Here is a 14,550-nt window from a genome sequence, read left to right on the forward strand (position 1 = left end):
GCGACAGACAGAAAACGGCCATGAGCTGCCTCCAGTGGATGTGACCATCTGCGTAATGCTGAGCTTCCATGCTGCTATCCCTGCAGGAACTAGCACGCCGACGACTAAGAGGATTCCCCCGTAGGAGTTTGCTAAGAGGAAGGCACTCTTGGATCTGGCTCTTCGACGGAAGAGATCGCTGGCTGGTCTTGTTGTGCTGGGGGTGTCGCCGGATCCCAGCCTCCACCAAGGGCGCGGAAGACCCCCACCGCGGCTCGTGCAGCATCAGCACGGTTCGCGTCGAGTTCATCGCGCGCCGTCAGCAACTGACGATCTGCGTCCAGGACATCGGTCAGGGTGATCGATCCTGCACGGTAAGCCTGTTCAGACAGATTCCGAGATTTTTCCAAGGCCTCCACCTGCTCCTGAAGCTGGACCACGTGGATCACGGTCTGACCCAGCTGAATGAAGGAGTTCTCCACATCTTCTGCGGCCCGAAGGACGGATTGTCGATAGATGGCCAAAGCTTCGGCATTGGCGCCGCGAGCTTGTGCGACTTCAGCGTCGACCTTACCGAAATCGAATAGCCGCCAGCGCAGGCCAACTCCACCAATCGTGGTGAAGGATTTCGAACTGAAGAGGCTGCCACTCGTGCTATCGAAGCCCAATGCCCCTGAAAGCGAGATCTTGGGATAGTAATTCGAGATCGCCGCACCGATGAGTTCATTTGAAGCCGCTAATCGGCGTTCAGCCGCAATAACGTCAGGGCGTCGACGGAGCACGTCACTGGGCTGTACCTCGGCCGGAATGCCTGGGACGAATGGAATATCCGTCACGTACTCAAGATTTTTGGCATAGGTCCCTGGTTGTACGCCCATCAGTACGTCGAGTCGGTTCAGTTGCCGCTCCAAAGCTATTCGGAGCGGCGGCACGGTTGCCCGCGCATGCTTGAGCAGCGCATCGGCCTGAGCCACTTCTAGCCCCTGGGCTGCACCCGCTTCATACCGATCCTGCACGAGTTGCAAAAGATGTTGATCGGTTTCAATTTGCTGCTGCGCGATCACCAGGCGGGCTTGGTAGCCACGGATCTGGAAGTACGCATCAGCTACATCGGCCGCAACAACTACTCGCGTACCGACTTGCTCAGCCTCGGCAGCTTGGGCCCCGTTTTCAGCAGCCTTGGCACTACGGCGCAGTCCGCCGAAGAGGTCAAGTTCCCAGCTCGCTGCAGGACCGATGGTGGTGTCGTGCATGTTCCGTTCGAAGCCGGGACTATCACCTGCGATCGTCGCTATGGGGCCACGCATGCTCTGGCGCTGAGCAGTGGCTGCAGCACCTAGGTCAACGGTGGGCAAGAGCTTAGCACCCGCCCCGGAAGCCAAGGCACGAGCTTGGCTGACACGTGCAAAAGCCGCCGCCAAATCCAGATTCTGATCCAGCGCCCGCTGGACCACAGTGACCAGCATGGGATCGTTGAAACCGGTCCACCAACTATCGAGGGGAGGTGCCGATGGCACCTTTTTATTCTCCACCGCGTCAGCGTTAGGCAGTGGAGCGAGGTCGGGGGTCGAGGCCACATAGTCAGGACCAACGACACAGCTGGCCAACGAGATACCAATAGCCAAGCTGCTCAAGGCAGTCTGAAATGCCTTTGCATTGAAGCAGTTCATACCGCCCCCCTGCTGCTGAGCTTGCGAATGAGGGTGTAGAAGGCCGGGGTAAACAGCAGACCGAAGACGGTTACCCCGAGCATGCCGAAAAACACGGTGGTGCCGAGGGACTGACGCATTTCCGAGCCGGCGCCGTGAGCAACTACCAGTGGGGCAACCCCTGCGATGAATGCAATTGAGGTCATCAGGATGGGGCGCAAACGAGTACGCGCTGCGTGGACCGCTGCTTCTTCAGCGCCGACGCCGTCCTCGTCCTGGCGCTGCTTGGCGAACTCGACGATCAGGATCGCATTTTTTGCTGCGAGCCCTACCAGCACCACGAATCCAATCTGGGCCAGGATGTCGATCGGCATATTGCGCAGGTCCAGGCCGAATGAGGCGGCGAGCAAGCACATTGGAACGATCATCACGATGGCCAACGGCAGTCTCCAGCTTTCGTACTGAGCCGCGAGCACCAGGAACACGAACAGTGCAGAGGCCGCGAAAATCAGCAGAGTAGGCGTGCCAGCTTTTTTCTCTTGATACGACAAGTCAGTCCACTCAAGGCTGATACCCGCCGGGAGAACCTGCTTGGCCAATTCCTCGATGCGCTGCATGGCCGTGCCAGAGGCAATGCCTGGTGCTGCAGCGCCGAGGATCTCGGAGGCCGGGAACAAGTTATAGCGCGGCACACGATACGGCGCAGTCTGGTCTTTGAAGGACGCGACAGTACCGATCGGGACCATGTCGCCGCTAACGTTACGCACCTTGAGCTGAGAGATGTCTTCCTTGGTCTTGCGGAACTGCTCGTCTCCTTGCACGACTACTTGGTAAGTACGCCCCAGATAGTTGAAGTCGTTGACGTACTGGGACCCGAGATATAGCTGCAGCGTCGAAAACACATCTGGAGGTGTCAGGCCGACTTTTTCAGCTTTCAGGCGATCGATATCCGCAAAAACGGACGGCGAACCTGCGTTGTACAGGGTAAATACGCCTCCAAAGATCGGGTCTTGGTTGGCGGCCGCAACCAAGTCGTTGGTTGCTTTGGCCAGCGCTTGAGCACCAAGACCTTCTTTGTCTTTCAGCATTAGCTTGAACCCACCAGCAGCGCCCAGGCCTTGTACTGCAGGCGGTTGAATCACGATGACATAGGCGTCTTTGATACCGGCCAGGCGTTGGCGCAGCGCTTGAACCATCGAAGCCGCATTGACACCAGGAATGTGCTTTCCATAAAGCGATGGAAGCGAGGTAAAAACGGTGGCCACGTTCGGCGCCGTGGTCGACGTCGCAACGTCAAACCCGTTAATGGCCGAGGTATGTTCGATACCGGGAGTCGTCAGGGCAATTTCATTGATCTCTCGAACGACCTTCTCGGTACGTGGCAGGCTGGAGCCTGGGGGCAACATAACAAGAATGGCGAGGTAGCCAATGTCCTGATCCGGAATGAATCCGGTGCTCATACGTGACATCTGCAACCCCGTCAGCCCCATCAGGCCGACATACACCGCCAGAATGACCATGGTGGCTCTGACGAAGCGGCCGGTCATATTGCCGTAGTGGTTCGACAACCATTCGAAACTCGCGTTGAAGCGACCGAACAAGCCATTGAGGACCCAGCTAATTCCGCGCGGGCCGTGCTTCTCGTTCGGTACATGCGGTTTCAGGAATGCTGCACACAGTGCTGGGCTCAGGGTCAGCGAAACGAATGCCGAGATGATCGTCGAAGCAGCGATGGTGATGGCAAATTGTTTGAAGAACAGCCCCGTGATGCCGCTGATGAACGCTGCAGGGACAAACACGGCACATAGTGTAAGAGCGATCGCGATCAGTGCACCGGATACCTCGTCCATTGTGCGGTGAGCAGCCTCGCGGGCGGACATGCCCCTGGCCATGTTTCGCTCGACGTTCTCCACCACAACAATAGCGTCGTCGACCACGATACCCACCGCCAGCACAATACCGAACAGGGATAAGTTGTTGATTGAGACACCAAACAAGGCCAGGACTATGAAGGTACCGATGAGCGAGATCGGAATGGCCAGCACCGGGATGATGGTTGCGCGCCAGCTCTGCAGGAAGAGATACACAACGCCGACCACCAGGAGAATCGCTTCAAAGATGGTGATGATCACCTTCTCGATGGACTGGCTGACGAAAGTCGTAGGGTCATAGATGTTGCTGTAGTCGACGCCAGCTGGGAAGGTCTTCTTAAGCTCTTCCATCTTGGCCCAAACGGACCGCTCGACCTCGACTACGTCCGCGCCGGGAGTAGCGATCACCCAGAAAGGGGTCGAGATGTAGCGGTCGGCGTAGGCAATCGAGCCGTAATCCGCCGAACCCAGTTCGACCCGTCCGATATCACGAATCCGAGTGACCCGGCCCTGGCCATCCGCCTTGACGATGATGTTGTCGAATTGCTCCGGAGTGGTGAGCCGTCCAAGTGCTTCGACGTTGATCTGGAAAGCAGCGTCGCTCGCTACAGGTGGCTGATTGAGCACACCTGCAGAGACTTGCGCGTTCTGGGCACGCAGAGCCGCGAGGATCTCACTGGCACTGATGTTGTAGGAAGCAGCTTTGTCCGGGTCGATCCAAATCCGCATGGCGTATTGACGCTCGCCGAGGACCCAGAAGTCCGCTACACCTGGAAGGCGTGCAATTTCGTCTCGAATGCGCAGCGTGTAGTTCGAAAGGTATTGCACATCACGCGATCCATCGGGCGAGTACATGTGCACGCCGAGCAGGAGAGCCAGGATCGTCTTCTTTGCCTGGACACCCTGTAACTGAACTTCCTGAGGCAGGCGCGACAGGGCATCTTGTACCCGGTTGCGCGTGAGCATCAGAGCCAGGTTCGGGTCAGTGCCAATCTTGAAAATCACCGTAATGGTGAGCTGGCCGTTACCGGTCGACTGGCTACTGATGTACTCCATATTCTCGACGCCGTTGATGGCTTGCTCAAGCGGCGTTGCAACAGTCTTGGCGACTGTCTCAGCCGAAGCGCCCGGATAAACCGTGGTGATCTGGACGGTTGGCGGAACGATGTTTGGATACTGTGCAACCGATAGCTGTGTCATCGCAGCCAAGCCGAACAGCATCAGGAATATATTGATCACCGCCGCAAAACGCGGGCGCTCAATAAAAAAGTGGGCGAGTTTCATGATCGATTTCCTAAGCCTCGTCCTAACCTTGCTCGGTGCTGAAATGGATGGATTCGGCACGCGGCTCGACCGTAGCGCCAGGTGCTGCGATCGGGATGCTGTCGATGATTACGCGGTCCGAAGGCTCGAGTCCCGAGCGGATTACGCGCAAACCACCACGAACATCCCCCACCTCCACCTGCTTGGGCGCGACCTTATTGTCTTGTCCAACGGTCAAGACGATGTGTTTGAACTGTTCTGGTAGTACGGAGGAATCGGGCACGAGTAACACAGGGGCGGCTTTCGAATAGTCCATGCGAACGCGTGCGAACCCGCCGGGGGTCAGAAGAAGATCCGGATTGGCCACAATGGCGCGTGCATGAATGGTCCCGCTGGAGCGGTTCAAAGAGTGGTCGACGAAATCAAGGGTGCCTTGACGCTGGTAAGTGCCCTCGTCGGCCAAAGAAATATCGACTTTTCCGCCGATAGCGCTCTTCTGATCAGCGCGACCACGCATGAAGGTCATGTAGTCACCTTCGCTCATGTCGAAGTCCAGATACACAGGGTCGAGAGACACCAGAGTGGTCAGCAATGTGGTGGGGCTAGTCGCGGCCCGACTACCTGCTACCAGGTTGCCGACCGACACCAAGTGAGCTCCGATACGGCCGGTGAAGGGTGCGGTTATGCGGCAATGATCGAGGTCGAACCGAGCATCACGAACCAGTGCTTTGGCTTCATCCACCGAAGCTTGCGCAGCTCGTTTTTCCGCCGCGCGTTGATCGACGTTCTGAACACTGCCCGCATCCTTTTGCCGCAGTTTTTCAGCACGATCCAACTCGCGGATGGCCAGATCAAGACGCGCGTTGGCACTCGCCTGTTGGGCTGTGGCCTGGGCCAATTTGATCTCGTAAGGAGCTGGGTCGATTACAAAAAGCAGCTCGCCCTGGCGTACGATATCGCCGTCTTTAAAGTGGATTCCGGTGAGTGTGCCCCCTACTTGGGCGCGTAGCTCCACCTTCTTCACAGCCGAAAATTGTCCGAGGAAACCCAACCGCGGCGCGATGTTCTGTTGCAGCGGCGTAGCGACACCGACTGAAGGGATAATCGGCTGAACTGCAGCCGTGGGTGCTTGCGAGTTGAAGGTTGCAATAGCACCGATGGTCATCGCTACTGCGGTTGCTGCCGTAATGCCCCAAAACTTGATGTTTGGTTGGAACCTACGTTGGCCTTCTAGCGCATTGGTTATGGGCCGGGAGATTTCTTTTTTCATTGTTTGCAGCTCCAAAAAAACATCACATGTACATTTGCCATCGCAACAACAGCGCGCCGCTTACTACATCAGGCACTCACCATGGCCTTCCGAATAAATGCGACTGGCTTTGTAGCCGGCCGTTGCCAGGAGGCGTTCAGGCCTAGGTCGTTTCTCAACCAGCGCCTAACCGGTGCAAGCGAGCGTTTCGAACCGAATCTTGAGATTTCCCTGGCCAGCCACAGCACGGAAGGTTTCAGTCCGGTGATGAAGACGATGGAAGTGATTTCATCGGCTATTTCGTTGTTCCTCATCAAATGTCCAGAACCAGCGGCTGCACTCCGCTTTCGTCTAAAGCGGGCACAGCGCAGCAGATCAGCGCGATGCCTTCGTCAGGCATTTGCGCCGGGGGATTGGGGTAGTGCACCCGGCCGCTAAGAACTTTCGCCCTGCAAATGCCGCAGGAACCACCACGGCAACTGAAGTCGAGAGACAGCCCACGGCTTTCCGCCAGTTCCAGCAAGCTGCCACTCTCTGGCTTCCAGCGGGCTTCCTTGGCCGAGGCAGCGAAATACACCGGTACTGGACCCGAGGCCGCTGGCGGTTGATCGAATTTGGCTGTCTGGCTGTTCACCTCGCGTTGCAGAGTCGAGGGGCCGAAGGTCTCGGCGTGGATGCGTCGATCAGCGATGCTCAGTGCACGCAGGCCGTCGTAAATCGTCTGGATAAAGCCCCCTGGGCCGCACAGGTAAAAGTCGTAGTCGTCCATCGGCAGGTGAGCCTTGATCGTCGCGAGGTCGAGGCGTCCGACCAGTTCATGATCCCGGCCCAACAAAGTGTTTTCTTCCGGACGGCTAAGGGCACGATGCACCTGCAGCGTGTTGGGGCTACGCTGCTGTAATTCAGCGATCTCCTGCTGGAAAGGCAAATGCTGCAAGGTTCGCGCGGACTGGAACAGGTGGACGCGGCGTTTGCTTCCCGACAGCAGGTTCTGCGCCATCAGTTCCCTCAGCATCGAAAGCAATGGCGTAATGCCGACACCAGCGCCGATCAGCACCACAGGTCGTTCCGTGCTTTCGGAAAGTGTGAAGCTACCCATGGGCGCGCGCACCTGTAGCCGGTCGCCGGCCCGGATCTGTTCGTGCAGGTGCCGCGAGACCAATCCTTGGGCTTTCACGCTGATTCGCAGGTGCCCGTCAGAGGGGGCGCTGGACAGGCTGTAGGTGCGAACCAGCACGTCCTCCCCGGTAACCGCAGGAATACGCAGCGGTAGATGCTGTCCCGGTTTGAAACTGACCATCTCGCCATTTGGGGGTTGGAGGTAGAAGGAGCAAATGTCCTTGCTCTCTTGCTCCCGGCGAATCACCTGCCACTCCTGCCACTGACCACGCTGCTTCTCATCAGCCTCGGCCCAGGTACCGGTCATCAGGCTTGTCGGTGCGTACGCCTGAAAATCCCAATGGATCGACAACGCGCGCGGCCGGAGTACGGCCTGCTGTACATCGAGGGTCCAGAGGCGCTGAGCGCCCTTGAAGGCGCCCATCATCGGGCTGTTTGAAATCAGCTCTGTCGTTCCACTCAATTGCAGTACATCACCGCTGACGAAATCGACAAAAAGCAGTCCAGCAACTGGATTGAGCTGGAGGTTGCCCAGGGTGTTGAAGTGCAGGTTGCCGGCGTAATCAGGGATGGTCAGACGATTCCCAGTGACTTTAATGAAGCCAGGTCGACCGCCGCGATGTGAAACATCGACTGAACGTAGACCGTCGTCATGCTCGATGTAGCTGGCAACGAAGAACGTGTCAGCTTTGCGAATCATCTCTCTCAGGGTCTCGTCCATTAACGTGAAATCCTGACGTGCGCCCTGCTCCTTACGACGTATGTCCTCGCGGGTGTAGGTGCGCTGCTGGATGTACTGCGGGCAGTTACCGAAGGAGTGCTCGACGGCGACTTCCAGACGGCCCGCGTCCCCTTGTTGGACAATGCCGTTGATGCGGTTGCGTCTGCGCGTATGCAACTCAATGCCCAACAGGCCGATAGCGCTGCCAGCGTCGAACCCACTTGCAGCCGGGTCCTGAGGGTCGAGTTTGGTGCCTAGTACCAGACGCCGGGGATCGGGCGAGGTGACAAAGCCTTCCGGCCCTTCGAGTAGTGTCGCCCAAGGGCGGCCTTGGGTATCTACAGCGCCAACGATCATGAAAGGCAGTTGGCGATAGAAGTCGCGATGCTGGTCAGGCATATAGTCGCGAATCACTCGCTGACCGTAGGCCTCCATGTTCTCGGCGATGCCGACTTTTTCATGCATCGCTTTTTCGCCGGCGTGCCAAGGTGACGGTCGACGATTGGGTAGATGGTCCATCGCGGATACCTCGCAGGAGGGCTGCCAGTCTGATTGGCAGCTGGGACGCGTTTAACCGGCCTGCAGGCCGACAGCGCTGCGTTGCATGGGCACAAACCCAGGCAGCGCCTCGATGCGGGCCAACCAGGCGCGGAGGTTGGGGTAGCCTTCCAGGGACACGTTGCCCTCAGGCGCGAGGGCGATTGAGGTGTAAGTGGCGATGTCTGCGATCGTCGGTTCGTCGCCTACGAGAAAGGGTGTTTTAGCCAGCTCACCGTCCATTATCTGGAACAGGGAATGAGCGCGGCTGATGACCTCATCGGCATTGTAGCGAGCGCCAAATACGGTGATCAGCCGCGCAGCCGCCGGGCCGTAGGCGATCTGGCCAGCGGCAATTGACAGCCAGCGTTGGACGCGGGCCATACCCAATGGGTATCCCGGCAGCCAGCGGCCGTTGCCGTACATTGTTGCCAAATAGACGAGGATAGCGTTGGAGTCGCTGACGATGATCCCGCAGTCGTCAATTACCGGCACTTGGCCGAAGCTATTGATGGCAAGGAACTCGGGATAATTTTGAGCGCGTTTGGCGAGATCGACGAACACAAGTTCAGTGGGCTTACCCAACAGCGAAAGCAGCAGCTCAACACGGTGGGCGTGGGCGGACAGCGGGTGACGGTAAAGTTTGATGGCGCGGGACATGGCAGTGGCTCCAATTTGAGTTCAGGACAGCTTTAGGCCTGGATATCACCCAACACATCGCGAATCCGTCGAGCGATTTGGTCAACATGGGTTTCCAGAGCGAAGTGCCCGGTATCGAGCAACTCAACCACTGCATTTGGATTGTCGAGCTTGAAGGCCTGCGCGCCCGGCGGGATGAAGAACGGATCGTGCTCGCCCCAAATCACCAGAGTCGGCAACTGGGTATCGCGGAAGTAAGCCTGAAATGCCGGGTAGAGCTTCAGGTTGTTCGCATAGTCGAGGAACAGGTCGAGTTGGATGTCCTTGTTACCTGGGCGTTCCAGCAACAGCGCATCCAGGTAGTACGACTCGGGAGCCACCAGTTCCAGGTCCGTCACCCCATGCAGGTACTGCCAGCGGGTGCCTTCCAGGTGCAACACAGCATCGTGCACCACCTTACGGCGCTCGGGATTGCCCGGCTCAGACCAATAAGCCCGAATTGGCTCCCAGGCATCACCCAAGCCTGCCAGATAAGCATTGCCATTCTGCGAGATCAGCCCGGTGACGCGATCCGGATGGGCCAAGGCCAGGCGCAGGCCCGTGGGTGCGCCATAGTCGAACACATAGAGTGCATAGCGTTGCAGGCCCAGCTTCTCGACGAATGCGCCGAGGGTAACGGCGAGTGCATCGAAGCTGTAGCGGTATTCGCGCTCAGCGGGCACTTCAGTGAAACCGAACCCCGGCAGGTCCGGCGCAACGATATGGTATTTGTCAGCCAACAGCGGAATCAGGTCGCGGAATTGATGAGACGAGCTTGGAAAGCCGTGCACCAGCAGCAGCGTGGGAGCCGCGGGGTCGCCCGCTTCACGGAAAAATACGCGGACACCATCGACTTCAACAAACTGGTGGCGAACCGGGATATGCACGATAGGCGAGGTCATGCCAGTCACTCCGTAACTTTCAAAATCATTATTATGGGTTACATACGACGCCAATTATGAACCTAAGCTGTAACCTGTCAACTGGCTAGAAATGGTTACGGTCTATTCTCCGTAACTATTCACCTGCGATTTGAAGGGTTACCATTCAGCCAGTTACCTTTAGAGCATGATCATGAACACCGTCGTCCCTTCGCCTCCCCTCGAACCCTTCGTACTGGCCGACCACCCAGTGCTGGACATGCTCAACACCCTGGCCATGATGGACGGTGCTCCTTTGGAGTTCTGGCGCAGCGACGAGGATGTCCGAACCTGGCTGGTCCGCACTGGCTGGGACCTACCCGATGCACACTTTCCCAAGGGCGAGTTGCTACAAGCGGCACTGACCCTGCGCGAAGCGGTGCGTGGTTTGGTGGAGCAGCGCAAGACGCTAGGCCTGGGATCGCCGAAAGTGCTCAATCGCTTCCTGGCTACGCCCAGTCACCTGCGGTTGGACTGTTCGGCAAACGGAGAAATGCGGCTAGAGAAAGTGCGTACAACAACCACCGCCGAGCAGTATCTGGTGCCTCTGGCCGAAGCGGCTGCACAGTTGCTTGTGGAAGGAGACTTCAATCTGGTGCGCCAATGCGAACATCCGGACTGTGTGCTCTGGTTCTATGACCGCACAAAGTCCCATCGCCGACGCTGGTGCAGCATGGCAATTTGCGGAAATCGGCATAAGGTGGCCGAGTTCCGCAAACGCAAGCAGCAGTGATGCCGCTTTACCTTGGTAATGGCGGATCGGCTGAACAGGACCGCTTGACTATGGGCCGGTTGAGTACAACACCGACCATGAAAGATCTCGAGGCGCAGGCATCTGTCGACGCCAGGTTGGAGCGTTGGCTCGGTTCGTCACCGGAGCCGGCATGTGGCCAAACATAAACTTAAGCGCGCAAGTAGCGGCTACCTCAGTCATGTGGGGAAGTAAGCGCGCGGTGCACCGCCCTAAAACCTATTTGTTCACAATCAGCACTTGTTCGAGACGTTCGGTCGCAAGCGCCAAGAAACAACGCGTCTTCGCTGGCAGCCTGCCTTGGTGTGCATAGAGCAAGTTCACCGGAGATGGCGTGGGTTCGTACTCCCTCAAGAGGCGGACCAGTGAGTTCTGCGCAAACTGGGAAGCGGCCTGATAGCAAAGTACTCGGGTGATGCCTAGGCCGTTCGTGGCGGCGGCCACCGCCGTATCGGCGGTGTTCACGGATAAGCGAGAGCGGATCGGCACCCGCGTCGTGCCCTTAGAGCTGGAAAAAGACCATGCCTGCGATGACGAGAGGCCCGAGAAGGTCACGCACTCGTGGTTACGCAGATCGGACGGGCTCTTCGGTGTCCCATGCTTCTCAAGGTAGGCGGGACTGGCGCACACCACCCTGGTGATCTCGCCTACCTGCCTGGCCGTCAAGCCGCTGTCGGGAAGCGCTCCAATACGCACGGCCACATCGATGTTTTCTTCCAGCAGGTTCGCGTTGGTATCACTGAGCACAAGGCGAACATTCATATCTTCGGACCGACTCAAGAGCTCCGAGACAATCGGCAGGACATGCTCGCGCCCAAACATCAAAGGTGCGGCAATGACCAACTCACCCCTCGGGTTCATGCTGCCGCCGATCGCTGTTCGTTCGGCTTCGGCCACACGATCCAGGATCTCGCGAGACGCGGCCAAGTAGTCTCGCCCCGCATCAGTCAGCGTCAATTGCCGCGTCGACCGGGTCATCAACCGAACGCCCAAGTGAGCCTCAAGATCAGCCAGCTTGCGACTGACCGAGGGAAGTGGCATCTGCAGTCGCCGCCCTGCGGCTGAAAGACTTCCTTCCTCTGCTGCAGCGACGAAAACACCCATGGCTTCTATCCGATCCATATTCTCACTTTCCGAAATACTGACTCTTAAATTTCATTTTTCGAGATACTGACTTGTTAATCGGCAGTCTAGTTCTCCAAGTTGAGAGTGTCTACATTGTGCTGGCCGAAATCCCCTCGGCTTTTCACATCTCCCGACGACTTGAAAATCTTGGAAAATTTCAATGACTGACAAAACATTACAGCTCGATGGTGAGCTGCTAAACCTTGATACCGAGGCGCCAACCAGGTGGAGTCTGAAAACCTGGTTTGCAGTCAGTTCTATGGCGGCTACCAGCTTTGCTTTGGTGTCAGCCGAATTTTTGCCGGCGGGCTTGTTGACGCCCATGGCGCGCGATCTGGGCATCAGCGAGGGAACGGCGGGACAGGTTGTCACGGCCACGGCATCGGTCGGCGCCGTGATGGCCCTGTTGAGCAATGTTCTGATCGGCAAGTTGAACCGCAAGACAGTGCTGATGGGGCTCATGGCCCTGGCGATCCTCTCCAACCTGCTTGCTGCTGTGGGCACCGAGTTTTGGCAAATACTGATAGGCCGGGCCGGGCTGGGGATCGCCCTCAGCGGGTTCTGGGCGCTTTCATTTGCCGTCGTCGCGAGGCTGGTGGGTGCCAATGCGACGGGGCGGGGGATGTCGATCGTCACCCTCGGTGTCTCGCTCGCCACCATTGCCGCGCCTTCGATGGGGGCACTGATCAGCGACTGGCTGGGTTGGCGCAGCGCCATGGCCATGACCGCGGGGCTTGCCTTGTTGGCGATGGTCATGCAGTGGCTCGCCCTGCCGGCGTTGCCTGCATCCACCAGCAACAGTCTGGGCGATGTCTTGGGGCTGACACGCCGGCGCGGTATTCAACTGGGCATGCTGGCCATCCTTCTACTGATGACAGGGCATTTTGCAGGTTCAGTCTATCTGCGCCCCTTCTTCGAACAGATTACCCACCTTGAAACCGGGCCGATTGCTCTGGCGCTGCTCGGTTTCGGTATCGCCGCAGTCATTGGCAATGTTGTGGGTGGCCGCATGGCCGACACCAATATCCACACAGCCGTCATGACCACCGCAGTACTAATGGCGTTTGCGGCGCTCGCTTTGGTCATTTGGGGAATGCGCCTGGACGTCGCCTTCGTCTTCGCTGCGCTGTGGGGTCTAGCTTTCGGTATGGCGCCGGTGGTGCTGCCGATCAACTTGTCCAGTGCGGCGCCCGACTCGCTGGAGGCAGCGGGGAGTTTGATGATCACCTCCTTCCAGGTCGCCATCACAACCGGCGCGGTTGTCGGCGGTTATGTCGTGGACACTTATGGCGCCATGGGGCCTATCACACTGACCGCCATCCTTGCTTCGTCGACCGTCGTACTGACGCTGCTACAACCCCGTAAATAGTCTGTTTTTGCGCACGGGTTAAAGCAGCCAAAACGATTCAGATCAGTGATCCCCCGACGGGAAGTGAGAACAACATGCAAGCAATCACCTTCAAGGCCGCCAAAGTGACTCTGCTTGGCGCCCTATTGCCGACCCTCATGGCTGGCTGCGACTCCCACGGCCAAGACAAAGCCGCACCCACAGCGCCAAAGCCAGAAGTTGAAGTCGCCGAGGTCCAGGCCGAACGCGTGACTCTCTGGGGTGCCTTCAGCGGCCGGGTCGAGGCGCCACAAACGGTGGAGCTGCGGCCGCGGGTCAGCGGTTATATCGATCAGGTCGGCTTTGAAGAAGGCGAGCTAGTCAGCGAGGGCGACGTGCTCTTCGTCATAGACCCGCGCCCCTACAAAGCCCGTGAGCAACTGGCCCAGGCCGAACTGGCGCGTATGCGCAGCCAATTAACCCTGGCCAGCAGTGAAGCTGCCCGGTCTGAACAACTGTGGGAGCGCCGGGCGATCTCCCGCGAGGAGTTCGAGCAGCGCATTGCGGCCAAGAGCACGGCTCAGGCAGCAGTCAATGCAGCTACCGCAGCGCTAAAAAGCGCGCAACTGGATCTGGAATATACCCAGGTCAAGGCGCCGGTGAACGGTCGTATCGGTCGTGCCCAAGTGACCCGTGGCAATCTGGCCACGGCGGACAGTACCCTGCTGTCAACGCTGGTATCGGTCGACCCGCTCTACGTTTACTTCGAAAGCGACCAACAGACTGTGCAGGACAATCCGCACGGTCAGGGCGTGCCGGTGCGTATCGGGTTGGCGGGTGGAGACGACTTTCCCTTCGAAGGTCAGCTCGACTTTATTGATAACCAGTACAACCCCCGCACCGGCACCCTGCAGTACCGCGCGCAGGTGGCTAATCCGAACGGCGCCCTGCGTCCGGGGCAGTTTGCCCGGGTAGAAATGCCGGTGGCTTCAGCCAGTGCCGCATTGCTGGTCGATCAGAAAGCAGTGATGACCGATCAGGATCGCCGCTACCTCTATGTGTTGGGTAAGGACAATCGGGCCGAGCGGCGCGTTGTCAAAACCGGCCGTCGAGTCGATGGTCTGCTGGTGATTACCGATGGTCTGGCCGCAGGCGAGCGTGTGGTGGTCAAAGGGTTGCAGAAGATCCTGTTCCCCGGCATCGAAGTGGTGCCGCAGTCGGTTGATATGCGCAGCACGCCGCATCCTGTACCCCGGACCCCGGACCCGGTGGTAGCCGCGAAAGCGCCGTGAGGCAGTAGCGCTCAATTAGCTTCGTTTCTTTATCTGACTGATACGGACGCGTCTTCCGGACGCGTTCCG

10 protein-coding genes are annotated in these 14,550 nt (G+C 58.3%); 3 read left to right on the forward strand and 7 right to left on the reverse strand.

What is annotated here, in order from left to right; all coding sequences use genetic code 11:
* Positions 1–131 precede the first annotated feature (131 nt).
* The 6 genes from FFS64_RS19080 to FFS64_RS19105 form a co-directional block, all read right to left on the reverse strand.
* On the reverse strand, positions 132–1,649 hold the full coding sequence (locus tag FFS64_RS19080; protein ID WP_137806698.1) for an efflux transporter outer membrane subunit: 1,518 nt from the start codon (positions 1,647–1,649) through the stop codon (positions 132–134).
* Positions 1,646–4,783 carry an efflux RND transporter permease subunit gene (locus FFS64_RS19085; RefSeq protein ID WP_137806699.1) on the reverse strand — a complete coding sequence of 1,046 codons (3,138 nt, stop codon included), beginning with the start codon at positions 4,781–4,783 and terminating at the stop codon, positions 1,646–1,648. The genes FFS64_RS19080 and FFS64_RS19085 overlap by 4 nt, the downstream gene beginning before the upstream one ends.
* A 22-nt stretch (positions 4,784–4,805) precedes the next feature.
* Positions 4,806–6,032, reverse strand: a complete 1,227-nt coding sequence (locus FFS64_RS19090; protein ID WP_137806700.1) for an efflux RND transporter periplasmic adaptor subunit — start codon at positions 6,030–6,032, stop codon at positions 4,806–4,808.
* A 292-nt stretch (positions 6,033–6,324) separates the two neighbouring features.
* Positions 6,325–8,370: a pyridoxamine 5'-phosphate oxidase family protein gene (locus FFS64_RS19095; RefSeq protein ID WP_137806701.1), complete on the reverse strand. Its 2,046-nt coding sequence runs from the start codon at positions 8,368–8,370 to the stop codon at positions 6,325–6,327.
* A gap of 51 nt (positions 8,371–8,421) precedes the next feature.
* On the reverse strand, positions 8,422–9,048 hold the full coding sequence (locus tag FFS64_RS19100) for a glutathione S-transferase family protein (protein ID WP_137806702.1): 627 nt from the start codon (positions 9,046–9,048) through the stop codon (positions 8,422–8,424).
* 32 nt (positions 9,049–9,080) lie between these two features.
* A complete protein-coding gene (locus tag FFS64_RS19105) occupies positions 9,081–9,968 on the reverse strand; it encodes an alpha/beta fold hydrolase (RefSeq protein WP_137806703.1) in 888 nt (295 codons plus the stop codon).
* A 172-nt stretch (positions 9,969–10,140) separates the two neighbouring features.
* Between FFS64_RS19105 and FFS64_RS19110 the strand changes: the two genes are divergently transcribed.
* Positions 10,141–10,719: a CGNR zinc finger domain-containing protein gene (locus tag FFS64_RS19110; RefSeq protein WP_137806704.1), complete on the forward strand. Its 579-nt coding sequence runs from the start codon at positions 10,141–10,143 to the stop codon at positions 10,717–10,719.
* A gap of 237 nt (positions 10,720–10,956) precedes the next feature.
* Here FFS64_RS19110 and FFS64_RS19115 read toward each other — a convergent pair whose 3' ends face one another.
* Positions 10,957–11,841, reverse strand: coding sequence for a LysR family transcriptional regulator (locus FFS64_RS19115; protein ID WP_218571088.1), 885 nt, complete (start codon positions 11,839–11,841; stop codon positions 10,957–10,959).
* Positions 11,842–12,022: 181 nt separating this feature from the next.
* Between FFS64_RS19115 and FFS64_RS19120 the strand changes: the two genes are divergently transcribed.
* Positions 12,023–13,231, forward strand: coding sequence for an MFS transporter (locus FFS64_RS19120; protein ID WP_137806706.1), 1,209 nt, complete (start codon positions 12,023–12,025; stop codon positions 13,229–13,231).
* 74 nt (positions 13,232–13,305) lie between these two features.
* Positions 13,306–14,481 (forward strand): efflux RND transporter periplasmic adaptor subunit, encoded by a 1,176-nt coding sequence (locus tag FFS64_RS19125; protein ID WP_137806707.1) that lies wholly within the window; start codon positions 13,306–13,308, stop codon positions 14,479–14,481.
* Positions 14,482–14,550: the final 69 nt, after the last annotated feature.

The organism is Pseudomonas sp. G(2018) (assembly GCF_005502415.1).
In the GTDB taxonomy this organism is placed as follows: Bacteria; Pseudomonadota; Gammaproteobacteria; order Pseudomonadales; family Pseudomonadaceae; genus Aquipseudomonas.